Genomic DNA, 22,905 nt, shown 5'->3' with positions numbered 1-22,905 from the left:
TACTGAGGTTTCCTCAGCACAGTCTAGCGGATTGCTGAGGTAGGCTCAATACCATGTCCGGAAGCCTCAACGACGGCGATCGCGAATCACTGCGCGACCTCGTCATGACCACCGCCCGCGCTCTGCGGCACCGGTGGTTCGACGCGCTCGGCCCGTGGGAACTGTCCCCGCACGAGGTGCGTGCGCTGACGGTGGTTGCGCGCAGCGAGCGCCCCAGGCTCGGTGAGGTGGCCCAGGAGCTTCGCATCGCGCCGCGCTCGGCCACCGAAGTGATCGACCGTCTCGAGGAGCGCGGCCTCGTCGAACGGGTTCCCGACGAGCAGGACCGCCGCGCCCGCTGTGTGCGTACCACCGACGTCGGCCGCGACCTGCTCGCAGAAATTCGGCAAGCCCAAGGTGTCGGGGCCGACGACTATTTCGGCGTCCTGAACGCCGACGAGCGTGAGCACCTCGCGCAACTGCTCCGCAAACTCAACGCCGCCCATGCCGGAGAAGGTCGTCGAACCGGGCGGCATCCGCACCACTGATGCCACCTGTGGATGAGGTCGGTGCCGACACCCCCGACCGCTGGCAGAATCCCGGTCTTATGAACAGACTGATGGCAATCGTGACGGTCGGCTGCGTGGCCGCGATGGGAATTCTGCTCGGCGCAGGGCACGCCGACGCACAGATCGACCGGGGTACCTACCGGTACTGCAACACCGAATATCAGGGCAACCGGGTGCCGGTGCCGTGGTGCTCAACCGCCACTGTCAGCGGTGGGCGATTCAGCCCCGGGCCCGGCGTGCGGGGCTATCCCATCATCCCGACGCGCGACGGCGGCTATGTCGAACTCGGCCGAGGCGACGGGCTGAAGATGCACACCACCGCACACGGATATGCGGGAGCCCAATACGTCGGCAATCGCGTGATCGCCAAGTTCGTGATGACGCGACTGCGCTGATTGAACGCCCGCGCTGATTGAACGCCCGCGCTGATTGAACGGCGCGCTGAACGAGCGGGCCACCGAGCTGCGCCGATCAGGCTTGCAGCAGTTCGTCGATCTGGTTGGTGGCCTGCGTTGCTCCCTCGACCATCCCCATGTCGAGCACCTTCTGCAGGCCCTCGGCGGTTTCGTAGGTGCTGACGTAGGTCGCCACGGTACGTCCGTCCTTCTCCACGAACGAGAACTCGTTGTGGGACATGGGCAGTGAATCGACGGGAGTGAAGTCCTCGTTGGCGAAGCCGTCGCGGAAGGTGAATCCGTTGGGCTCGTCGACGGTGTCGATGAGCCAGTACCCCGCAAACTTCTCGCCGTCGGGTCCGGTCATGTAGTACGTGACGCGGGCGCCGGGTGTGAGGCTGTGTTCGACGAATGTGGCGGGGTATTGCGGTGGCCCCCAGATCTTTTCGAGCTGACGGGGGTCGGCGTAGATCTGCCAGATGCGTTCCACGGGGGCCGCGAACTCGGCAGTCATCGTGAGGGAGCGCTGGTCGGGATTCTGGGTGACGTCGATGACGGGCATGGGGCCTACTCCTCATTCGGGGTCGCACGCGGCGGGTCCGCGGCGATCAGATCGTCGATGCGCTCGACGCGGCCGCGCCAGATCTGCTCGAGTTCGGTGAGCATCTCCGACACGGCGCGGACGGCCGTCACTTCACCGGAGGTGATCTGTTCTCGACCCCGACGGTGCTTGGTCAGTAGACCGGCACGTTCGAGCACAGCGACGTGCTTCTGGACGGCGGCAAAGCTCATGTCGTAGTGAGCTGCCAGTGTCGACACGGAGTACTCACCGGCCAGAACCCGACGCATGATGTCGCGGCGGGTGCGGTCGGCGAGCGCGTGGAACATGGCGTCGGCCTGTTCCTCGGTGGTGTCGCGCACCCACACAACATACAACCGATTGGTTGTATGTGTCTACTGCTGCTCGTTCGCCTGCTTGGCTCCTGCGGTCTTCTTGGCTCCTGCCGACTTCTTGGCGGTTGTGGTCTTCTTGGCGGGCGTCTTCTTCGCCGCCGTCTTCTTCGCCGCCGTCTTCTTGGCGGCGGTGCGCTTTTTCGCCGGAGCGGCCTTCTTTGCCGGGGCCTTCGGTGCGGCCGCCTTCTTCGCGGCAGCCTTCTTCACTGTCGTCGCCGGGCTATCTGGCGTGGATTCGACTGTCCCGCTCTGTGTTTCGTCATCACCGGTGGGTGGGGCGATGGCCGCCACCGGCGCCGCCTGCTCCACTGCGGCGCGCTTTGCCACTGCGACGCCGAGCCCCAGCGTGATCGCCACCGGCCATTCGATGGCGCCTCCGGCGGCCAGGGCGGCCAGCACCCCGTAGAAGGCGAGCTGTCGGGGCGGCGGTACCGCCACCTTTCCGACGAGCGGCAGGTTGATGGAGAACCGCTGCGCCTCGCGGACGAGCTTGGACACATCGTGGTGCCCGGCGAGAAAGCCGCGGACATCACCGAGGGCCGTGGCCCCGGCGCCGAGGACTCCAGCACCCGGGACCGAAGTCCCTATTTTCTCGTTCTTCGCCGATTCGTCGTCCCCGGTACTTCCGGAGGTCGCCGAAGTTGGGATACCCTTACCGACCATGACGAGATCACCCGCTCTCTCGGACCCGAGGCTCTCGTCGACTCGGGCGTCCGACTCGTCACTCCCGCGCTCGAGCACCTCTACACCGTGCTCGTCCGCGTCGGGATCCTCACCATCGAGGACTGATCCCGGCAGGCCACCGGCCAGCCGGTCGATCACTCCGGGCATCGTCGTGGCGACGCCCGCTGCGATGAACGCGGCGGCGAAGGCCTGCGCCCACCCCACCGGTCCGATCGGGGTACATCCGAACACCTGGCTGACGCCGGGAATGCTGATGATTCCCGCCATCACGACGAAAGTGCCAACGTTGGTGGCCACCACCAGCGGCCCGTGCGAATCCATCAGGGTTTCCATCATCTGCGTCACCACGAGACCCACCAGGCCGATCGTCGACGCGCGTGCTGCCCGGCCGCTGAGCCGGCCGAAGGTCCACGCCAGCGTGGCGCCGAGGGTGGTGAACACCCCGCGCACCGCCACCGCACGCCAGATCGTCGACTCGTCATGCGGACCGTGCACGTCCGGATCGCGTTGTGGGCTCACCGCCAGCGCTGCGGCGGGCAGCGCGTCGGTGAGCATGTTCACCAGCAGCATCTGACGCGCGTTGAGCGCGGGCGATCCGGAGAACAAGGTGGTGATCAGGGCGAAGCTGACCTCACCGACGTTGTGCCCCAACAACACCGACACCGCCGACTGCACCCGCCGCCACAGCTGTTCACCCTCGTCGAGCGCCGGGATCATCGCGGCGATGTCGCCGTCGAGCAGCATCACGTCAGCGGCCATCCGCGCGGGATCACTACCCTCGGACACCACCCCGACGCCCACCGCTGCCGCGCGGATCGCGGCGGCGTCGTTGGCGCCGTCGCCCACCATCGCGGTCACCAGACCGGCCGACTCCAGCGCCTGCACCACCTGCACCTTGTGCTCGGGCGACATCCTGGCGAACACCTGGTGCGTACGCACGGCCGCAATGCGCCCGTCGCCGTCGAGTTCGTCCCAGGCGGTTCCGGTCATCACCTGATCGGCGCCCACCGCCAGGCCGAGGTCGCGGGCCACCACCGCGGCGGTCACCGGATGATCGCCGGTGATCAGCCGCACCTCGATACCTCGGCTCGCCAACTCGGCCAGCAACGGCGCCGCACCCGGACGCAACGTATCCGACATTCCGATGGCGCCCAGCATGTGCAACGACGACGCGCACAGTTCGGCCATCAGATCCGGGTCGGCACTCGCCGCGGCGGCCTGCTCGGCGGTCAGCACGCGTTCGGCAACGGTCAGCACACGCAGCCCGTCGACCGCCATGCGATGCAACGTCTCGGTGAGCTCGGCACGCTGCCCGGGTTCGACGGCGGCCATCAGTGTTTCGGGCGCTCCCTTGACCATCAGACGACGCCCGGACAACGCCGCCGCGAACGGCCGGTTGGACTGGAAGGGAAGGAACGCGTCGAGTTCGGGGTATCCCAGGCCGGCCGCGACCGCCGCGCGGTGGATGGCGGCGTCGGTGGCGTGCTCCACCGTCCCCGACCTCGTCACCAGCATGGTGGCTCCGGCGGCGGTGAGCACGGCGTCGTCGTCGGCGCCGGTCGCCGGTGAGATCGCACGCACCCGCAGGCGGTTCTCGCTCAGCGTTCCCGTCTTGTCGAAACAGACCGTGTCCAGACGGGCGAACGCCTCGATCGCCCGTGCGTTGCGCACCAGGACCGACGATCCGGTGAGGTCGCGCGCCGACGCCGACTGTGCGAGCGTCACCCCCAGCGGCAGACCCTCGGGCACCGCGGCCACCGAGATGCCCACCGTTTCCGATGCCGTCTTGCGGACGGGAGTGCCGCGCAACAGACTCAACACGCCGACGAGAGCGCCGCCGGTGAGGCTCCACGGCAACGCCCGTTTGGTGATCTCGCCGAGTTGGGCGGCCAGTCCCACAGTGCGTACCTCGCGCGGCGAGAGTGCCAGGGCGCGACTCACCTGCGTGGCAGGTCCGGCCGCAGTGACGATTGCCCGCACCTTGCCCGCGACCACCGTGGTCCCGGCGAAGATCATTCCGGTCCGCTCGGCCAGCGGCGCTCCCGGGGTGTCGGCAGTGTTCTTGCCGACGGGAAGCGATTCGCCGGTCAGCGCCGACTCGTCGACCTCCACCGTGTCGGCGTCGAGGATGCGTCCATCGGCCGGCACCACTTCGCCCGATCGCACCTCGATCACATCGCCCGGACGCAGCAGGCTCGATTCCACCTCGTCGTAGCCGTCTGAGCCGTCGGGATCGGTGATATCGATCATCCTGCGCGCCAACGGTTCCTGACGGGCGAGCATGCGGTCGAGCAGACGCTCGGCGTGCAGCGACTGCTGCGCGGAGATCGCCGTGTTCAACACCAGTACCCCGCCGACCATCGCAGCGTCGAGCGGGGAGCCGAGCAGCGCACTCGCCGCCGCTCCGGTGGCCAGGATCGGCGTGATCGGATCGTCGAGCTCCTCGCTCATCGTGTGTAGGAAATCGGACCCCAAACCCCATGCGCGCAAGGCTGTTTGGCGGGCGAAGCGAATGGCGGGCGACGAGGCCGCAACCTCGATCGGACCGCTGGGCTCGGGCACACGCACCGGCCGGGGCAATAGCCGACGCACCTCGTCGAGTGGCATCGAGTACCAGTCGTGCCCCGACTCGGGGAGCGGGACGGGGTCGGTGAACACGCGATAGCCCGAACCGAACCCGGCCCAGAAACCGTACAGCGCCGACGCGGCCACAGACGTCGGACCGTCGCCCGGAACACCCGGGATGAGCATGAGGGCACCGAGCAGGGAGGCTCCGGTGGCCAGCGCGGTTCCGCGGAATGACGCATCTCGTGCGGCTGGCAGGGCGTGGACGATCCGCCAGGCGGCGGTGAGATCGGGGATCAGGATGTCGGCGTGCCACGGCAGTGCCGCATCGTCGCCCACCATGCCGATACTGAGATCGGCGATCTCGATCGCGTTGTCACCGGACACGGTCAGCAGCGCCAGGGTGGCGCCGTCGTCGTGCAGTTGCTGTGCGCAGGATGCCAGCGATGCCTCGAGATCGTCTGCGACGGGCATGATCTCGTCGAATCCCTGAAGCAACGAGTGCAAGCCCTCGTCGTGGATTCCGACCACGCGCACACCCGCTTGCCGGGCTTCGGCGAGTAAGGCGGTGGCCAACGGCCGGCGCAGATGGCTGACCAGCACCCGTGCTGCCGGGTCGGCGTCCGGGTCATGTCCGCCGTCGCCGGTGATGTCGGCAAGCCGGTTCCAGCCCGGCGAAAGGCGACCGTCGGCGAGCGCCGCGGTGGCCCGCTGCCATGCCGCGGACCGCGCCGAATCATCCACGCCGACAACGCGAGTGACAGCCAACTCATTGGTGAAGAGCACACGCGGATCCACCAGCAGCGTGTCCACCTCGTCCAGGCGGCGCAGTGCGCGCGGATTCATCACCAACGCTCCCTCGCGCTGGTGCAGGCCACGGCCGACCGACGCGCCGAAGGTCTCATGCACACTGCGCGCCGGGCGCGGCGCGGCCACCACGGCCGCCTTGGCGGCGGTCATCAGATCGGCGGCCACCGCGAGTATGGCGGCCCCGGCCAGCCCGGCGTCCATCGCGATCTCCTCGCGCGGCCGACCGCTGTTCTCGGTCGGTCGGGAGGGACGAACCGACGGCGTCGGGATCTGGTCGAACTTGCGGGCGTGGGCGGCAAGTCGCGGCTCGACGCGTTGCCAGGCGCGCATCCCGTTGAGGGTCTCGACGGTGCGGATCGCCTGTGCGCACGTGGTCACCAGGGCACTGGTCGGCGAGGCAGTGGCGGCCGCAGCGGCCGCCTGCAGCGTCGACAACAGCAGTTCGGCGCCCTCGTCGCCCAGCCGGTGCTCCAGCGCGCCGCGCACGCGCGGGTGGAAGTTGGCGACGGTGATCGGGGCTGCGACCACCTGAGAGAGCCGGACCACCGGGAACACGGTGGTGACGACGGACGCGGCGAGGAACATCCCCGACACCCCGGTGCCGACGAGATCCGCGGCGAGCACGGTGGCATCGCCGGGCAGCGACGGCAGCGCCGTGGGGCGCGGCTGTGCACCGGGAAGCGCACGACGCTCCGCCTCGGCGACAACCGTGGCGAGTTCGGTGGCCGACGGTCCGCCGGCGGCCACGGACACGATCACCCGCGAGAGCGGACCATTGACGTGGACGTCGGTCACCCCGGGCAGGTCGGTGAGTGACTCGTGCACCGCGGCCGACACCGCGTCGAAATCGCTGTCGAGCCCGCGGACCTCGATCCATCGCGTGTCGGGGGTTTCGGTGACTCGCCGGGCCGGTGACGCCCCCATCGCCTCGGCGACCATCGCCGCCGAAGTCCCAAGGGCTGAACGGATCTCGTCGGACGACGAGGTGATCGCGTCGGCGACGGCATCCCCGGCCGACCGTCCGGCCCTGACCGCGGCACCCGCGCCGAGCAGCGTGGCGCCGACCGCTATCCGGGTCGCTCTCGCAGAAACCGACATCACCGACATAACACCCTCCTCTTTCGACTTTACGGCCCGTGCCCGCCCAGGTCACCGTGAGGTCCGTCGCGCGAGGTCGCCGGTGTCCCCGAAAGTTGGGGCATGTGCCGATTGGCTGCTCTCTCTAGGGTTTTGGTTGACCGGGATCACCGGCACCCCGCACACCGGCACCTGCACACGGTCAGGTGCTCACCAAAGCGATCGGAGAACTCATGAAGAAGCTATCGGTGACCAAGCCATCGGTCACCCTGGCCGCGGCGCTCGCATGCGCGGGAGCCGCACTGCTGGTGGGTGCCCCCGCGCACGCCGACGTCGGGTCCATCACGGTGGCTCCCCCGTCCGGCGGCTCCTACGCGAGCAGCTGCACGTACCGCGTCACCGGAACCGCCACCGGCAACTCACCGGTCAGCCTGCAGCAACGGGTTCCGGGTGCAGGCGAGTTCACGCCCATCGGGGCCGGTGCCATCCCGGTGAACGGCCAGGTGGGGTTCTCCTGGACTCCCGCGGCGGCGGGCCACTACACGTTGAAGCTGGTGCAGGGGAGCACGTCGGCCACCGAGGACGTCGACGTGGTGAACGGACTCAACCTGGGCAGCCTGTGCATGGCCATCTGACACCATGGCGCGCGAGCACGGCGGTCAGCGAAGAGGGGCTTCGGTCATCTCGGTGACCGTCGTGCGCACGCGACCCGTGCTGTCGATGCCAGTCCACTCGCACCGCCGGCCGGTTTCGGCCACGACGGTCACCGCGACCGGTCGCCCCGACGGCATCGCGCGCACGCGCACTGCTCCGCTGGGGGTGCGCTCGAGGGCGTCGACGATCACGGTGCGGGCGTCTTCGTCGAGCGGGCCGGCCGCATCGATGCCCGGCCGGTCGAGGAGTCGGTCGTCGAGCAGGCTCACCGTGACGCCGCGACGGCGCGCCCTCTCCACCGCCGAGTCGACGTCGGGCGTACATAATGCTCTGGACCGCAACAGATCTCGCAGCCGTGATTCGGTGAGTGCGCACTCCGTTCGGGTGGCGGGATCAACCGGTGCGCCGCTGGCGAGGTGGAGCAGCAGCGGGCGGGCCAATGCGGTGACGGGTTCGAGTTCACGGGCACGTTCTTGTGTCGCCGCTCGTGCGGCGGCGGCCATGCCCGCGGCTTCGGTGGCGCGCCGCCGGGACTCGACGAGGTTGCGTGCCAGTGTCCGGTTCACGTTCGCGAACACGATCGAGATCGCGACGAATCCTCCCGACGGTCCGATGAGCAGGATGCCGGGAACCACGTCACCGACCTCGACGGACGACCACGCGCCCACCACGACCAAGGTCGCAGCGAATCCGGCCACCGCGAGAACCGGTCGCCTGCGCATCGCGAGGATGGACACTACCAGCGCGGGCGGCCCCGTCACCCACAGCGGAACAATCTCGACGTGGCCCGGCGCGAACAGATACACCGCGCACATGCAGGCCGGCGTGGCCGCGACGATGAGACTGCCGACGCGTCCCGGCCGATCGGTCCGGCCGGTCACCAGTATCGCCGCCGACACTGCCAGCAGACCGATGACCACGACCGGAACCCACCACGGCTTCTGTGCCGGACCGAGCGCTGCGGCGAATCCCATCGTGGCGACGATCAGCGCGGCAAGTAGCCGGGCGGTGGGGGACCGCAGGCCGAGGGGATCGGTCGCGTCGACGGGAACCGACTCATCGGGTTTGTGCCACGTCAGCGTGAGGGTGGTTCCGGACCCGGGCACGGAGACGATGGAGGCGTCGCCACCGGGCACCTGGCGCATCCGTTCCTCGATGGACATGGAGAGTCCGAGACGCTCACGGGGTGTGGCCGAACGATCGAATCCGGGGCCCTCGTCGGCGACGGTGACCTCGACCCGATGATCATCCACGACGACATGGCAACTCCGCCGGCAGTCGCGAGGCACGTGACGAAAGCAGTTTCGCGCCGCCTCCCCGGTGGCGCTGGCGAGAGCGGTGACCGCCGACGAGGGAAAGGTCTGTCCATGCCGGTCGCCGGCGGCGCTGCTGAACACCATGGTGGGGTCGTTGTGCCGAACGGCGTCAGCGATGGCAGCCCCGACACCGGCGGCGTCGGGGTCCATGTCCACAGTGGCCTCGCGCAACGTCGAATCCATTGCGGCCACCGTCGCGGCGGCGCGGTCGGGCAGGCCGGCAGACCCCGGATTGCGTGCCGCCTCCAGCAGGTTGGACATGATCTCGTCGTGGGTCAGGGCGCGGGCGAAGGCGCGTTCGGCGCTGCGCGCGCGAGCGGCCGCGGAGTGCTCGGCGAGTGTGACCTCGTGGCGGAGGTCCGGTCGAGTGCGGCGGCGGTGCGCAAACCCGACACCCCCAACGCGAACGGCACCACCGCGAAGGCCGCGCTGCAGGCCGCATCGGTGATCATCGTCGCGGGCGAAGACACCCCCTGCGCCACGTCACCGGTCACCTTGATGGTGACGGCTGCGGTGATCAGGTAGAGAGCGGCAGCGTTCGGTGCCCAGGCGATCATCGCGCAGATGCTGCCGAGCACGACGAACGGACCCAGCCAGAACACCGTGGCGTTGTCCAGCGGCCTGCCGTCCCAGGCGGGCCACCACAGCGCCGCCGCCACCAAGACGCCCAGGGCCGCCAGACGAGCCCACACACGAAGCAGGGCCGCCTTCGATGAGAACAGGCTGTGTATCCCTACGACGAAACCGGGTAACGCCGCGCAGATCAATGCCGCCGGCGTCCACCACGGTGCGGAGATCGCACGAGCCTGGGCGGCAGGCAACAGGAACGGGAGGAATACCGAGTAGGCGACGCCCGCGAAGAGGCCGTAGTAGCGCCGGGTGCGTGCGACCGCCGAGGTCGAGTCGGCGAGTCGGAACACCGACGTGGACAACATGTCTCGACGGGAACGAGCGAACCCGGCGCGTGTGGACCGATCTCCTCGCCGAGGCCGCCACGCGTTCACGGCAAGGATTATGCCCCCCGTCGTGTGCATTGTCCCGGTACTTTGCGAAAGGAAGGGTCACTGACAATGACGGATTTCGCTGAATCCGAAAGGGGAACGTGATGTGGCGAATTGGGGCTATCGACGATCACGATTCGGTGATCGAAGGCTTGAGGGCCTTTCTCGCGGATTCAGCGGATATGCGGTTGGAGAGGGGCGCGCACTCGGTGTCGGACCTGCTCGCGCAGCTCGGTTCGGATCGGCTTGATCTCGTCGTCCTCGATCTGCGACTCGGTGACGGGTCGTCTCCCGCCGACAACATCGATGTCCTGTCGGGCGCAGGTATGTCCACGTTGATCTACACGTCGGGCGACGAGCCCTACCTGGTACGCGAGGCTGCGGCCGCGGGCACGCTCGGCGTGGTGCGGAAGAACGCCACCAAAGCGGAGGTGTGCGCGGCCATCCGGGCCGCGGCATCGGGTTCTACTGTGGCATCGATGGATTGGGCGGCCGCACTCGACTCCGACCCGCACTTCGTGGATCTCTCGCCGCGGCTCCGAGAAGTGTTGGAGCTCTACGCCTCCGGCGGTTCGGGTGCGCACGTCGCCCGAGTCACCGGCCTCGCGCCCGACACCGTCAACGAGTACATCGAACGCATCCGCGCCAAGTACCGCGAGGTGCATCGAGACGCCCCCACCAAGACCGACCTGTACAAGCGGGCTCTTGAAGACGGCTGGCTGCCCATGCCGCGGCGGGACTCGGGCGACTAGCGAACAGCGGCGGTGTCCCCAAAATCTGGGGCTTTCCGGAAGTGTCGCTCACTGGGATCGTTCGGGTTGTGGCGCTTGGCGTCTCGGGCCTTCGGGCTCTCCTCGACGAGAAGGATGGGCGATGACCAGGGCAAGAGGGAACGGGTCTGCGCAGAGGGTGCGGGCGGCCGCGGCCGGTGTGGGGATCGGGGCGGTGCTGTTCTGGGGTGGCCAGGCCGCGCTGGCCCCGGCGGCGGCATGGGCCGAGCCCGCGGGATCATCGGACTCAGCAGGTTCATCGGACTCAGCAGGATCATCGGACTCAGCAGGTTCGTCGGGCTCGGCGGTGGGTGCGGACGGATCTGCCTCCGAAAGCGGGTCCGGTAGTGACACCGACCCGGCTCCCGCCGCCGGAGGCGAACAGTCCGGCACATCCGAACAGTCCCACACTTCCGGCGACGGGGTTGCGCCCGACACCGCACCCGAGGCATCTCCACAGCCGGAATCCCCGGATGCCACGCAAGTCGACTCGACACCCGCGGCCTCCACACCGCCGGTGGCTTCCATGCCACCAGCCGAACCGTCTCCGGTCATCGCGCCCCGGCAGCCCGAAGCAGGTTTGCCGAATCTGCCTCCGGTGCTCGGCAATTCGTCCCCGAGCGCCTCGCCCGCGCCGGTGGAGGTACCCACTCCCGCGCCCACCACGGCCCACGTTGCCGCGACTCACCCCGACACCGAGACGTCGACCGGGCTCGACGCGCCAACGGTGCAGAAGCCAACGGTGCAGAACGAGCCTCAGCAGGTCTCCGCCATCGGGTATGCCACCACCGAGATCGCTCAGCAGGGGATCGTGGTGGGCTCATCGCCGGCACCGACGACCACCCACCATGGCGTACCGGTGGTGAATGCGCCGACGAAGTTCGTTGCGACGGTGCTGAGTGTCTTGGGATTCAATCCGTTCGCCTCGCAGGATCCGAGTGCGCCGGCTCCGGCTCCCGCGCTGGTGTTCGCTTGGGCGGCATGGCAACAGGTCAATCGGCGCTTCTTCAATTCCTATCCAGAGCTCTCGCCGTCGACCCAGGTGGTCGACACCTCCACCGGTGTGGTGACCGGGTCGCTCGGCGCCACCGATCCCGATGGCGATGTGCTGACCTACACCGTGGTGACCCAGCCCGAACACGGCACGGTGGTGATCAACCCGGACGGCACCTACACCTATACGCCCGACCCCGCGTACGCGCACTCGCTCACCGACCCCGAGAGCACGGCGGCCACGACCGACTCGTTCACCGTCACCGTGACCGACGATTCGCCCTCCAACGCCCCGCACTGGCATCTGCTCTCGGCCACGTGCGCGTCGGGACAGAGTGCCTCGGTCACCGTGCCGATCACCCCGGAGAATCAGTCACCAACACTCACCGTCACCTCGACCACACTTCCCACCACCACAGTCCAGCTCACCCGGGCAGCTCCCCCAGCGGCGTCACGATCAGTGCGGACGGCAAGTATGCCTTCGTGGGTGAGACCAGCGGGGACAAGGTGGTCATCATCGACGCCGATCCCACCAGCCCGACCTACAACCAGGTTGTCGCGGAGGTACCGGTCCAGGCCGCGACCGGGGCGGTGGCCACCCCCGACGGCAAGACCCTCTACGCGGCGAGTTGGAGCGCGGCCAACACGGTGAGTGTGATCGACCTCGATCCCGCGAGCCCCACCGCGGGCACCGTCGTCGCGACCATCCCGGTCGACGACGAGCCGCAAGACCTGGCGATCAGTCCCGACGGCACCACTCTGTACGTCACCACCGACACCGGCGTCCGGGCCATCGACATCTCGGGCGGTTCGACTCAGGGGACGGTCATCGCGAACTATCTGCCGGGCCGCGGATTCACCGGGGCGGCGGTGAGTCCGGACAACACCAGGCTCTACCTCACCGGTGGAAGCGAGGTGTCGGTGATCGACATCGACCCGGACAGCAGCACCTACCAACAGGTGATCGCCACGATCCCCGCACCGGCGGCCACCGGGGCGGCGGTCAGCTCCGACGGCAAGACCCTCTATGTCAGCGAACAGAACGCCAAGACCGTCGTCGCGATCGACGTCGATCCGCAGAGTCCTACGTACAACCAGGTGATCGCCACCTACCCGCTCGACGCGAAACCCTACGACGTCGCGCTCACGCCCGACGGCACCCGCTTCTACACCGTCAATTCCGGCGACACCGTGACGGTCACCCCGACGGGCGTGCTGGCCGGAACCGCCACCGGCTCCGACGCCGACGGAGACACCCTGACGTATGCGATCAGCGGTGGGCCGACGCACGGCACCGCGACCATCGACTCGTCCACGGGCGCGTGGACGTACACCCCGGACACGGTGGGATCGGTGGTCGGCGACAGCTTCGTCGTCTCCGTCGACGACGGGCATGGCGGCGTCACCTCACAGACGGTCACCACCAACGCGGCGCCCACGATCACCGCCACACCCACGGAGCAGGGCGCCGCCACGGTGTACACGGTGCACACCTCCGATGCCGACGCGGAAGCGGTGACGGTTGTCGCGAGTACTGCGGCGCACGGCACCGTCGTCGACAATCACGACGGAACCTGGACGTACACACCGGACCCCGCCTACGCGCACCAACTCACCACACCTGGCTCCGACAGTGTCACCTTCACCGCGACCGACAACCGCGGGGGCACCACATCGACAACGGTCACCCCGACGATCAATCCGTCAACCACGCGCCGACGGTGGTCTCGTCGACCTCGACGAGCAGCGTGGTGAGTGCGTCGACCACCTTGGCGGCCGGGGAGGACCCCTTCGGTGTTGAGGCTCTCGGCCCGAATGGCGCCACGATCGCGGTAGTCGACTTCAGCAGCAACCAGGTGAGGATCATCGACGTGCGGACAGGGTCGTCGTCCTCAGTCCCGGTGGGAACGGCTCCGGCGTTCATCGCGGTCAGCCCCGACGGTGCCCAGGCCTATGTCACCAACGCCAGCACCGTGTCGGTGATCGACACGGCCACCGGCACCGCCATCGGTGCCAAGATTCCGGCGGGGAGCAACCTCTGGAGCGTCGAGGTGAGTCCCGATGGGAAGTACGTCTATGTTGCCGGGGAGAATTCCAACACGGTGTCGGTGATCGATGCCGCGTCGGCGCACGTCATCGCGTCGGTCCCGGTGGCAAGTCCCTACGGTGTTGCCGTCGCGCCGGACGGTTCACGCGTCTATATATCGAGCCCATCTGCGGGTACGGTCACTGTGATCGATGCCGCGACCAACACCGTCGAACAGACCATCTCGGTCGGCGGGTCCCCGCAGGGTGTGGCGGTCTCGCCGGACGGGAATGTCCTCTACGTCGCCAATTCCCAGTCCCAGTCGGTGTCGGTTGTTTCGCTCGATCCGGATGATCCGGCTACGTATCGCACTGTGACCGCGACGATCCCGGTCAGCGGTTCGCCGCTACAACTCGCGGTAAGCCCAGATGGGAAGAGGCTCTACACGACGGCGGGTAACACAGTGGCGGTCATCGACACCGAAACTCATGAGAACCTCGGGCAGATCAGCGTCGGTACCAACCCTATGGGGATTGCGCTGAGTCCCGACGGCACCACCCTGTACGTCGCCAACTCCGGCGATAACACCGCCACCGTCGTCCCGATCGGCGTGACCGGCACCGTCACCGCGACCGACGCCGACGCCGACCCAGTCACCTACGCCGTGACCACCGAGCCGACCTCGGGCATCGTCACTCTCGACCCGGCCACCGGAAAGTGGCTGTACACCAGCGACACTCCGGGCACTTTCGCCGCCGACAGCTTTGTGGTGACGGCGTCGGACGATCATGGACTGTCCACCTCGACAACGGTGACCATCCCGTCGACGGGTGCGGTGAACACCTGATCCCGGCCGTCATTCGACTGCCCGACGAACGTAACCGGCGGCGACTGCGGCTCGAATAGTCCGGTGTGAGGGTGCGGCACCCGGCCGCCCCGCGAAAACCGGGAGACACCATGAGGCGACTCGTCACCCAACCGCGCACGACGCAACATCGCGTTGCCGCGTTCGCTCTGGCCGCCGCAGCCTGCACGCTCGGTCTGACCGCATGCAACGCCGACACCACGTCGGCGGCACCGAGCACGACCACCCAGACCACCTCGGTGGTCACCGTGACCACCACCGTCGCCGCACCCGCGCCCGGGGGCGGGGAAGGTGACACCGGTTCGCCCACAACCGGTTCCGATGCCGGCGGGTCGGGAGGGCAGGGCGGCCGAACCACGGTCCACACCGGCGGACAGACCACCGCTCCCCCTGTTACGCCCGGAAAGGATGTGAACGCATCGGCGTTCGTCGGCGAGTGGCTACGACACGCCAGTCACCTCGATATCAACGGCGACCGCACCGGCGAGCTGGTGATCGGTTCCGGCGCCGTCGACGTGGAGACGTGGTCGCTCACCTGGGTGCCGCTGGGGCGCGGGATCGTGCTGACGATGGGGCATCAGATCTCGAAAACCGGTGCGGGCGTAGGCGACATCACCTCGGGTCAGACGGTGACCGCCCATCTGTCGACCGGCGCCCACGACGGCGCCACCCTGGTGACCAACGGCCTCGGCGACACCGGCGGGCCGCTCACCTGGTGCAGCGAAGCATCGGCGGGCACACCGGAATGTGGTGCATGAGAAGCGCGGGAGGCGGATACTCGGGTGCATGGGTAAGGCTCTGGCCGCTGCGTGCGTAAGCGTCGCCGTCCTGGCCGGAATCGTTACCGGCCCTGGGCAGGCGGACGCGAAGGTGGCTGCCGGAACCTACCGGTGGTGCAACATCACGGAGAACCACGTCAGAATGCCGGTGCGAATGTGCCACGTCGTCACCGTTCGCAACGGGCGCGTGTACCTCACCCGCGACATGTCCAGCCGGATCACGTCGACGCCCACCGGTGGTTATTCGGATTGGCCGGGGGTCAGGTGCGTCGTCCGTCGGACGTACTTCGGCTATCGCGGAACGTGTTTCAGCAGCGTGCCGCGGATGTCGGACACGTTCGTCATGACCAGGATTGCGGGCTGAACCCGCTCGATCCGCCTACAGCCAGTCGCGATGCCGGAAGTTCACGTAGAGCGCAGTCACGATCACGACGATGAGCACGGAGCTCACCACGAACCCCGACCACTGCGAGAAGCCGGGGTAGGGCACGTTCTGCCCGTAGAAGCCGGTGATCGCAGTGGGCACGGCGATGATCGCCGCCCATGCGGTGAGCTTCTTCATCACCGTGTTCAGCCGTGCGTCGGCCAGCGAGAGGTTCGTTTCGAACACCGTCGACACCATGTCGCGCAACGATTCCGTCCACTCGGCCGCCCGCAACGTGTGGTCGTAGAGGTCGGCGTAGTGCGGATCGAGTTCCGAGTTCGCATGCTCCCGTGCGCGATGCCGTTCGATGGTGGCCAGCACCTCCCGCATCGGCAGGATGACGCGCCGCAGCACGACGAGGTCCTTACGCAGATCGTAGGTCCTCATCTGTAGTGCGCGGTTGGGGATCCTCTCGTCGAACAGCATCTCCTCGAGGCCCTCGATCTGATCGTCGAGACGCTGCACGGCGTCGAAATGACCGTCGACCACCACGTCGAGCAATCCGTACAGCAGTGCGCTGGGGCCGAGTCTCGCCGCATCGATCTCCTCCCAGCGATCGACCACCGCATCCATGTCGAATCCCGGCCGCAGTCGCACGGTGATGAACGCGTTGCCCTTCATGAAAATCGAGATCCTGTGTAGTGAGAAGGATTTCGATTTTCGGTCGCGCGCGATCGGGCCGGCGACCACCGGCGGTGGTGCGTCATCGTGGTCGCCCTGCTGCTCGGTGAGCGGGTGGTCGACGTCGCTGACGCGGTCCACGGCATAGACCATGACGAACACATGGTGCGCGTAGGTGACCGCCTTCACGCGCTCTGCTGCCGCAATGGTGTCTTCGATGGCAAACGGGTCGAGGTCGAGTTCGTCGGCCAGATCGTTGAGGGTCTGGTGCGAGGGGCAGTCGAGATCGGCCCAGACCAGTGTGTCCGGTTCGTCGATGAGGTCGGAGATCGATGCCAGATCGAATCCGTCGACCTTCTCTCCGTGACGCCAGATCTGACCTCGCACGTGCTCGGCTCCCATGGCGCCATCGTGCCACGCACGCGCAGGCCTCGGGCGTGACCGGATCGGGCGACCTGCCATGATCGGCGCATGGCCCAGCGCATCGCCTCACTCACCGGTGTCCGGGCGATTGCCGCACTCGCCGTCTGCTTCACCCACGCCGCGTTCTGGACCGGGCATTACACCGACGACTACCTCGGACGCCTCTCCGCCAGGTTCGAGGTGGGCGTCACCGTCTTCTTCGTGCTCTCCGGCTACCTGCTGTTCACGCCATGGGTGCGCGCGGTGCGCGCCCACACGCCCACACCCGACACGGGTCGCTACCTGTGGCATCGCGCCCGCCGGATCCTGCCGGCGTACTGGATCACCGTGATCGCGGTCTACCTGCTCTACGCGGTCTACCTGCCGGGCGGTGAGGCGCCGCAGACCGGTACCGGCTGGTCGGGATTCTGGCGCAACATGACGCTCACCCAGGTCTACGGGCTCGGACACCTGCATTCGGGCTTGACCCAGATGTGGAGCCTGGCCGCCGAAGTGGTGTTCTACCTGCTGCTGCCGATTCTCGGCTGGCTGCTGATCGTCGTGATCTGCCGCCGCCGCTGGCGCCCCGACCTGCTGATCGGGGGGCTGGTGGCGGTGGCGATGATCAGCCCGGTGTGGGCAGTGGTGGTGGCCGGCAGCGAGGGGGTCAATCCCACGGCACGACTGTGGGCGCCGGCGTTTCTGAGCTGGTTCGTCGTTGGGATGGCGCTCGCGGTGATCGCTCCGCTGGTCAGGGCCTGGCGCACGTGGACGTGGCTCGCCGCGGCGGGCATCGCGTTTCTGGTGTCCGGGTCGGCGATCGCGGGGGAACCCACCATCACGCCGACCACCGCGTCGGCGACGATCGTCAAGCACGTGCTCTATCTGGTCGTGGCCATCGGACTGGTGGGGCCGCTCACTTCAGCCGACCAATCCAGCGGCTGGGCCCGCCTCTGCGGCAGCCGCATCGTCGAGTGGCTCGGCGAGATCTCCTACGAGTTCTTTCTCGTACATGTGATCGTGCTCGAAGTGGTGATGGATGTGCTGGGGTGGCGGGTGTTCACCGGCAACATCGTGGTCGCGTTCGTGCTCACCACCCTGGTCAGCGTGCCGATCGCCTGGGCGTTGCACCGTGCCACCAGGCCATTGTGGGCGGCCCGAACCCCGAAACTGCTCGAACAGCGCAGGTAGAGTGGATATACGGGTGAGTGATCGCAGTTCACCCACTCTTTCCCATACCCACCGGCGCAACCGAAGCCGGTCGAGTCGAGAGCAACGTGATGGCCCAGAGCAGTATCCCGGACCCCGGTGCCGGTAGGCCCGTGCCACATCGGAATGTGACGGCCGCCGACATCCGCGCGTGGTGCGACCGCTCGTGTGTGCCCGGCGATCGCGGCGAGCTGTCGGATATGAGCGCGTTGCTGGTGGCGTCGGGCTACCTGACTCCGGGGGGCCGGGCGATCCTGGTGCGGCGCATCTCCACCGGCCTTCCCGTCCCCGACCTGCCTGGCGGATTCTCCGAGCTGCGTCGCCTGCAGCGGACGATCATGCAACTCGAACACCAACTCGACGGTTCGATGGTGCCCGGCGTGGTGGCGGCCGTGATGCGAAACCGGCTCAACGGACTGGTGCGACGCCGCGAGGAGGCACGCAAGGCGGTCGTGACCGCCAAGGGTGTGTTCGCCGGCAGCACCCGGGCGATCCGCAGGGAACGCCGCGAGAACGTCTACCTCGAGATCAACGAGCGTGAGCGACTGTTCGCCGGACTGCTGTGCACGCCCACACCCAACGTCAACACGGCACACCCGGTGCGACGTGCCGGCAACGTCGCCGTCGAACGGATCGCGGGCGTGGTGGGTCAGGTCGCGAGCAGATCCGGCTATCCGCAGGCGGAACAGTGGGCCGCGCAATTCGCCAACAACTCCGCGGCCGACGGACCCGTGGGCAGCCCCGGCTCGTCGTACTTCGTGGACGGCTACGAGACGCTGCTGTTCGTGGCGGCCCACTACTACGACCGCATCGTGATCAACCCGGCCTGGCGTTCGGATCACTTCGAGGTGCAGCGCACCCAGGTGAATCTGCACGCCGAACTCGCCGAGATCGCCGCGGACGTGATCGCACTGCGCGCGGTCCGGATCGACCTGGACCGTGCCAAACGCAACGGCGGATTCGATCGGGCGTTCGCCGAACAGATCGATCAGCGGGAAACCGTGCTGCGCCCGGTGTGGACGGAACTGATCGACCGGGTCCAGGCGCTCGCCGAGGTTGCCCACGTCGTCGAATCCGCTGCGGTGGAACTGCAGATCCTGGCCGAGTACAACAAGGCCGCCACCATCGACGACCGTATCGATGCGCTCATCGCGCGTTCGGGCGACCGGGAGATCTCGGTGGACAACGCCAAGCGGCTCACCGAACAAGTGCGCAGCGGCGAGGAGCAACTGCGGATCTACCGCGATGTGCTGCAGGGAAACATCGCACGCATCTCGCCTGCGGTTCCACGCGAACTGCCCGCGCGGTACGAACCGTCCTGAGGGGCGTCAGCGGTCGCGTGCCGGATCGGCGTTACCTGTCAGCGCGACCATGATCTCAAGTAGTCCTTCTCGGTCGCGGTGAGACGACGCAGACTGTGGGCCTCGATGTCGACCACGGCCATCTGCGTGCTCGCCACACAGGCCGCCCGCTGCGCATCGGGTGCCTCACGGCCCCGGATCTCGTAGCCGATGGTGAAATCAACCGACCGAAAACCCTTGATCCACATGCCGATTCGCAGTGGGGAGTCGTCGTGGCGTAGCTGGCTCTGGTACCGGATGTCGACGTGCACGATCATCGCGCTCTTGATCAGCGGAACGTACTCGTCACCCGCGGTGAGCAGCCACTGGATGCGGGCTTCCTCCATGAGGGTGACCATCCGCGCGTGGTTGATGTGACCAAACGCATCCATGTCCGACCAGCGCACCGGAATCTGCGCGGTAAAGGCGAACTCACCGGCGCCGAGGCCGCCGCCACCTGCGGGTATCGCAGACCCACCAGAATCATTCGACGTCGTCACGGATCTCAACTCTATGTCGATCCGGTGCGGACGGAACTCGCGGGTTTGACGCGTCGTTCACGGTCAGTACGCTGGGCGGCGTACCCAACCCTGTTACGTGTGGGGCTGGTGTGACTATCGGAAGAGGTTCCCATGGTGAGGCGCGTGCTGGCGGCGGTCGCGTTGACCTGTGCCGCGCTCGCCGCCGCGCCCGGCCTCGCGCAGGCCGCGCCGAAGCCGCAGCCGGTTGCCAAGATCGCCAAGATGCAGACGCTGAGCCCCCTGCGCACCGACATCTGGGTGTATTCGCCGTCGATGAAGACCCGTATCAAGCTGTCGGTGCTCACCCCGGCGTATGCGTCCGGGCCGCGCCCCACCGTCTACATGCTCGACGGGGCCGGTGCCGACGGGGATGTCAGCGACTGGATCACCAAGGGCCATGCGGGCCGGTTCTTCGCCGGCCAGAACGTGAACGTGGTGCTGCCCACCGGCGGAAAAGGCAGTTTCTACACCGACTGGCAGAAGGTCGACCCCAAGGTCGGCAAGCCGATGTGGGACACCTTTCTCGCCAAGGAGCTACCGCCGGTCATCGACAAGCAGTTCCACGGCACCGGCCGTAACGCGGTGATCGGTCTGTCGATGGGTGGGCAGGCGGCGTTTGCGCTCACCGTGCGTCATCCGTCCCTCTATCGCGGTCTGGCGTCGCTGTCGGGTTGCCCGCCGGTGTCGGGTCCGGCCAATGAGGCGTATGTGCGGACCACCGTCGGCCGCGACGGTGGCAACGCCACCAACATGTGGGGACCATTCGGTTCGGCCGGCTGGAACGCGCACGATCCGGCGCAGCATCTCGATGCGCTTCGCGGCAAAGACATCTTCATGTCCGCGGGCTCGGGTGCCATCGGCCCGCTGGACCTGCAACGCAAGATCGGCCCCGATGAGGGTCCGCCGGAAGCGGTCACCGCCTCGTCCTCGGCGCTCGAACTCGGCGCCTACCGGTGCTCGCTGGAGTTCGCGGTGACATTGCGTTCCAACAACATTCGCTACACCGACGGCTTCCGCCTGATCGGAACACACACCTGGGCGTACTGGGAGCAGGACCTACCCGCCGCGTGGCGCACGGTCTCCCGCAGTCTGTACTACTGACTTCCCGTCGAGCGTGCCCGGATCTCTGTCGAGCGTGCCCACATTCCCGTCGAGCGTGCCCACATCCGCGTCGAGCGTGCCCGGATCTGTGGTTTCGACAAGCTCAACCAGCGGGCGGTGGTTTCGACGAGCTCAACCAGCGGGCGGTGGTTTCGACAGGCTCAACCAGCGGGCGGAGGAGTCGAGCGTGCCCGGATCTCTGTCGAGCGTGCCCGGATCGGTGGTTTCGACAGGCTCAACCAGCGGGCGGTGGTTTCGACGAGCTCAACCGGCGGGCGGTGGTTTCGACCAGCTCAACCAGCGGGCGTGGTTTCGACAAGCTCAACCGGCGGGTGGTGGGGTTGAGCGTGCTTGCTTAGTGCCGCGAGGCCCAGTCCTCGGCGAAGGCCAGGAACACGTCGTTCTCGCCGATGTCGGTCACGGTCACGCGCACACCGTCGCCGGCGAAGGGGCGGATCACCACACCCGCTTCGATCGACGCGGCCGCGAAATCGAGTGTCTTCTCGCCGAGGTCGATCCACACGAAGTTGGCCTGCGAGTCGGGCACCCGGTAGCCCGCAGCGCGCAGTCGCTCGGTGACCCGGGTGCGCTCGGAAACCACGTCCTCGGTACGGGTCAGCAGTTCGTCGCCGGCCCGCAGGGAGGCCACCGCGGCGGCCTGAGCCACCGAGTTCACCGAGAACGGCACATGCGCTTTGCCGAGTGCGACGATGACCGCGGGATCGGCGACCGCATATCCCACGCGGAGCCCGGCCAGTCCATACGCCTTGGAAAAGGTGCGCAGGACAACGAGATTCGGAAACTCCACACGCAGCTGCATCGCGTCGTAGCGTTGCGACGACGTGGGCCGCATGTACTCGTAATACGCCTCATCGAGGGCGACGACGATGTCGTCGGGCACGCGTTGCAGGAAAGCGCGCAAATCGTCGGCGTCCACGACGGTGCCGGTGGGGTTGTTGGGGTTGCAGACGAAGATCAGTCGGGTGTGCTCGGTGATCGCGTCGGCCATCGCGGCGAGGTCGTAGGTGAGGTCGCCGGTGAGCGGAACCTGGACGGGTGTGGCACCCACCAACCGCGTCGCCAACGGATAGGTTTCGAAGGAGCGCCACCCGAACAGCACTTCGTCGCCGGGGCCGCTGGTGATCATGATCAGGTTCTGACACAAGCTCACCGAACCGCATCCCACCTGCACTTCGGCTTCGGTGACCCCGAGGTGCTTGGCCAGCGCGGCGGTGAGCTCGACCATCCCGTTGTCGGGGTAGCGGTTGACGTCGGCTGCCGCGGCGGCGATCGCAGCACGCACGCTGGGCAGCGGGCCGAAGGTGACTTCGTTACTGGCCAGCTTGATCGCACCGGGAAACGTCTTGCCGGGCACGTAGGCGGGCAGGTCGTCGAGGTCGGGACGGATGCGCAGGCTCACCCGTCAAATGTAGGCGTGCGCGCGCAGAGGCTCAAAAGTGATCCGGTGAGGGGGCGGCTCACCGGGTCGGCCGGGCATCGGGAGCGCGCGACAAGGCGGTTTGCTTCGGGCCGCCGACGGTGTGTAACCTAACGCTTCGGCAGTTCGAAAGGACTCCGCCAAGGAGGCGTGCCAGAGCGGCCGAATGGGACTCACTGCTAATGAGTTGTCTCGCTAAAACGGGACCGGAGGTTCAAATCCTCTCGCCTCCGCCACCGCGGTCACGCTGAGCGCGGACAACTGAACAACGCTACGCGCCCGTAGCTCAACGGATAGAGCATCTGACTACGGATCAGAAGGTTTGGGGTTCGAATCCCTACGGGCGCACCATGAGAACCCGGACACACAGTGTTCGGGTTCTTTATTTCGGCCGGTCCCGTACCGCTGGTTG

At 67.5% G+C, this 22,905-nt stretch carries 19 protein-coding genes and 2 tRNA genes; 13 read left to right on the top strand and 8 right to left on the bottom strand.

All coding sequences use genetic code 11. From position 1 onward, the window contains the following. Nucleotides 1-53: 53 nt before the first annotated feature. Nucleotides 54-527 carry a MarR family winged helix-turn-helix transcriptional regulator gene (locus ACWDSI_RS06155; RefSeq protein WP_449747254.1) on the top strand — a complete coding sequence of 158 codons (474 nt, stop codon included), beginning with the start codon at nucleotides 54-56 and terminating at the stop codon, nucleotides 525-527. 71 nt (nucleotides 528-598) lie between these two features. Beyond that, the gene (locus tag ACWDSI_RS06150; protein ID WP_449755981.1) at nucleotides 599-943 is read left to right on the top strand and encodes a hypothetical protein; all 345 of its coding nucleotides are present in this window, start codon (nucleotides 599-601) and stop codon (nucleotides 941-943) included. A gap of 76 nt (nucleotides 944-1,019) precedes the next feature. Here ACWDSI_RS06150 and ACWDSI_RS06145 read toward each other — a convergent pair whose 3' ends face one another. The 3 genes from ACWDSI_RS06145 to ACWDSI_RS06135 form a co-directional block, all read right to left on the bottom strand. Beyond that, the gene (locus ACWDSI_RS06145) at nucleotides 1,020-1,505 is read right to left on the bottom strand and encodes an SRPBCC family protein (protein WP_449747256.1); all 486 of its coding nucleotides are present in this window, start codon (nucleotides 1,503-1,505) and stop codon (nucleotides 1,020-1,022) included. 5 nt (nucleotides 1,506-1,510) lie between these two features. Continuing rightward, nucleotides 1,511-1,831, bottom strand: coding sequence for an ArsR/SmtB family transcription factor (locus tag ACWDSI_RS06140; protein ID WP_449747398.1), 321 nt, complete (start codon nucleotides 1,829-1,831; stop codon nucleotides 1,511-1,513). A gap of 66 nt (nucleotides 1,832-1,897) precedes the next feature. Further along, nucleotides 1,898-7,054 (bottom strand): HAD-IC family P-type ATPase, encoded by a 5,157-nt coding sequence (locus ACWDSI_RS06135; protein ID WP_449755980.1) that lies wholly within the window; start codon nucleotides 7,052-7,054, stop codon nucleotides 1,898-1,900. A gap of 227 nt (nucleotides 7,055-7,281) precedes the next feature. On the opposite strand from ACWDSI_RS06135, the gene ACWDSI_RS06130 reads away from it, so the two are divergent. After that, on the top strand, nucleotides 7,282-7,668 hold the full coding sequence (locus tag ACWDSI_RS06130; protein ID WP_449755979.1) for a hypothetical protein: 387 nt from the start codon (nucleotides 7,282-7,284) through the stop codon (nucleotides 7,666-7,668). Between the two features lie 24 nt (nucleotides 7,669-7,692). Here the strand turns inward: ACWDSI_RS06130 and ACWDSI_RS06125 are convergent, their stop codons facing one another. Both ACWDSI_RS06125 and ACWDSI_RS06120 read right to left on the bottom strand, forming a co-directional pair. After that, nucleotides 7,693-9,264, bottom strand: a complete 1,572-nt coding sequence (locus ACWDSI_RS06125; RefSeq protein ID WP_449755978.1) for an ATP-binding protein — start codon at nucleotides 9,262-9,264, stop codon at nucleotides 7,693-7,695. A 14-nt stretch (nucleotides 9,265-9,278) separates the two neighbouring features. Then, nucleotides 9,279-9,938 carry a hypothetical protein gene (locus ACWDSI_RS06120; protein WP_449755977.1) on the bottom strand — a complete coding sequence of 220 codons (660 nt, stop codon included), beginning with the start codon at nucleotides 9,936-9,938 and terminating at the stop codon, nucleotides 9,279-9,281. 170 nt (nucleotides 9,939-10,108) lie between these two features. On the opposite strand from ACWDSI_RS06120, the gene ACWDSI_RS06115 reads away from it, so the two are divergent. The 5 genes from ACWDSI_RS06115 (at nucleotide 10,109) to ACWDSI_RS06095 (ending at nucleotide 15,416) form a co-directional block, all read left to right on the top strand. Beyond that, nucleotides 10,109-10,756, top strand: coding sequence for a response regulator (locus ACWDSI_RS06115; protein WP_449755976.1), 648 nt, complete (start codon nucleotides 10,109-10,111; stop codon nucleotides 10,754-10,756). Between the two features lie 544 nt (nucleotides 10,757-11,300). After that, nucleotides 11,301-12,419: an Ig-like domain-containing protein gene (locus ACWDSI_RS06110; RefSeq protein WP_449755975.1), complete on the top strand. Its 1,119-nt coding sequence runs from the start codon at nucleotides 11,301-11,303 to the stop codon at nucleotides 12,417-12,419. Then, nucleotides 12,359-13,522 carry an Ig-like domain-containing protein gene (locus tag ACWDSI_RS06105; protein ID WP_449756042.1) on the top strand — a complete coding sequence of 388 codons (1,164 nt, stop codon included), beginning with the start codon at nucleotides 12,359-12,361 and terminating at the stop codon, nucleotides 13,520-13,522. Before ACWDSI_RS06110 ends, ACWDSI_RS06105 begins: the two co-directional genes overlap by 61 nt. Then, nucleotides 13,519-14,640, top strand: a complete 1,122-nt coding sequence (locus tag ACWDSI_RS06100) for a beta-propeller fold lactonase family protein (RefSeq protein ID WP_449755974.1) — start codon at nucleotides 13,519-13,521, stop codon at nucleotides 14,638-14,640. The genes ACWDSI_RS06105 and ACWDSI_RS06100 overlap by 4 nt, the downstream gene beginning before the upstream one ends. Nucleotides 14,641-14,750: 110 nt before the next feature. After that, a complete protein-coding gene (locus ACWDSI_RS06095; protein WP_449755973.1) occupies nucleotides 14,751-15,416 on the top strand; it encodes a hypothetical protein in 666 nt (221 codons plus the stop codon). A gap of 400 nt (nucleotides 15,417-15,816) precedes the next feature. Here ACWDSI_RS06095 and ACWDSI_RS06090 read toward each other — a convergent pair whose 3' ends face one another. After that, complete coding sequence (locus tag ACWDSI_RS06090) at nucleotides 15,817-16,884, bottom strand: magnesium transporter CorA family protein (protein ID WP_449755972.1); 1,068 nt, start codon at nucleotides 16,882-16,884, stop codon at nucleotides 15,817-15,819. 69 nt (nucleotides 16,885-16,953) lie between these two features. Between ACWDSI_RS06090 and ACWDSI_RS06085 the strand changes: the two genes are divergently transcribed. Further along, a complete protein-coding gene (locus ACWDSI_RS06085) occupies nucleotides 16,954-18,075 on the top strand; it encodes an acyltransferase family protein (protein ID WP_449755971.1) in 1,122 nt (373 codons plus the stop codon). Nucleotides 18,076-18,164: 89 nt separating this feature from the next. After that, entirely contained in the window at nucleotides 18,165-19,415 is a 1,251-nt protein-coding gene (locus tag ACWDSI_RS06080) for a hypothetical protein (RefSeq protein WP_449747399.1), read from the top strand. Nucleotides 19,416-19,453: 38 nt separating this feature from the next. Here ACWDSI_RS06080 and ACWDSI_RS06075 read toward each other — a convergent pair whose 3' ends face one another. Further along, on the bottom strand, nucleotides 19,454-19,900 hold the full coding sequence (locus tag ACWDSI_RS06075; protein WP_449756041.1) for an acyl-CoA thioesterase: 447 nt from the start codon (nucleotides 19,898-19,900) through the stop codon (nucleotides 19,454-19,456). Between the two features lie 165 nt (nucleotides 19,901-20,065). Here ACWDSI_RS06075 and ACWDSI_RS06070 point away from each other — a divergent pair, with 165 nt between their 5' ends. Further along, entirely contained in the window at nucleotides 20,066-21,055 is a 990-nt protein-coding gene (locus tag ACWDSI_RS06070) for an alpha/beta hydrolase (RefSeq protein WP_449747267.1), read from the top strand. A 355-nt stretch (nucleotides 21,056-21,410) separates the two neighbouring features. Here ACWDSI_RS06070 and hisC read toward each other — a convergent pair whose 3' ends face one another. Continuing rightward, nucleotides 21,411-22,475, bottom strand: coding sequence for a histidinol-phosphate transaminase (hisC, locus tag ACWDSI_RS06065; RefSeq protein WP_449755970.1), 1,065 nt, complete (start codon nucleotides 22,473-22,475; stop codon nucleotides 21,411-21,413). Between the two features lie 162 nt (nucleotides 22,476-22,637). Here hisC and ACWDSI_RS06060 point away from each other — a divergent pair. Together ACWDSI_RS06060 and ACWDSI_RS06055 are read left to right on the top strand one after the other, a co-directional pair. Further along, nucleotides 22,638-22,729, top strand: a tRNA-Ser gene (locus tag ACWDSI_RS06060). A 39-nt stretch (nucleotides 22,730-22,768) separates the two neighbouring features. Next, nucleotides 22,769-22,844, top strand: a tRNA-Arg gene (locus tag ACWDSI_RS06055). Nucleotides 22,845-22,905: the final 61 nt, after the last annotated feature.

The sequence above is a fragment of the Gordonia sp. NPDC003429 genome, from assembly GCF_053588575.1.
This window is presented reverse-complemented; position numbering and strand designations above follow the sequence as displayed.

Coding starts and splice junctions, on each gene's coding strand:
- ACWDSI_RS06155 (WP_449747254.1), top strand. CDS start 54: ATGTCCGGAAGCCTCAACGACGGCGATCGCGAATCACTGCGCGACCTC.
- ACWDSI_RS06150 (WP_449755981.1), top strand. CDS start 599: ATGGCAATCGTGACGGTCGGCTGCGTGGCCGCGATGGGAATTCTGCTC.
- ACWDSI_RS06145 (WP_449747256.1), bottom strand. CDS start 1,505: ATGCCCGTCATCGACGTCACCCAGAATCCCGACCAGCGCTCCCTCACG.
- ACWDSI_RS06140 (WP_449747398.1), bottom strand. CDS start 1,831: ATGTTCCACGCGCTCGCCGACCGCACCCGCCGCGACATCATGCGTCGG.
- ACWDSI_RS06135 (WP_449755980.1), bottom strand. CDS start 7,054: ATGTCGGTTTCTGCGAGAGCGACCCGGATAGCGGTCGGCGCCACGCTG.
- ACWDSI_RS06125 (WP_449755978.1), bottom strand. CDS start 9,264: ATGTCCAACCTGCTGGAGGCGGCACGCAATCCGGGGTCTGCCGGCCTG.
- ACWDSI_RS06120 (WP_449755977.1), bottom strand. CDS start 9,938: ATGTTGTCCACGTCGGTGTTCCGACTCGCCGACTCGACCTCGGCGGTC.
- ACWDSI_RS06115 (WP_449755976.1), top strand. CDS start 10,109: ATGTGGCGAATTGGGGCTATCGACGATCACGATTCGGTGATCGAAGGC.
- ACWDSI_RS06110 (WP_449755975.1), top strand. CDS start 11,301: ATGCCACCAGCCGAACCGTCTCCGGTCATCGCGCCCCGGCAGCCCGAA.
- ACWDSI_RS06095 (WP_449755973.1), top strand. CDS start 14,751: ATGAGGCGACTCGTCACCCAACCGCGCACGACGCAACATCGCGTTGCC.
- ACWDSI_RS06090 (WP_449755972.1), bottom strand. CDS start 16,884: ATGGGAGCCGAGCACGTGCGAGGTCAGATCTGGCGTCACGGAGAGAAG.
- ACWDSI_RS06085 (WP_449755971.1), top strand. CDS start 16,954: ATGGCCCAGCGCATCGCCTCACTCACCGGTGTCCGGGCGATTGCCGCA.
- ACWDSI_RS06080 (WP_449747399.1), top strand. CDS start 18,165: ATGGCCCAGAGCAGTATCCCGGACCCCGGTGCCGGTAGGCCCGTGCCA.
- ACWDSI_RS06070 (WP_449747267.1), top strand. CDS start 20,066: ATGGTGAGGCGCGTGCTGGCGGCGGTCGCGTTGACCTGTGCCGCGCTC.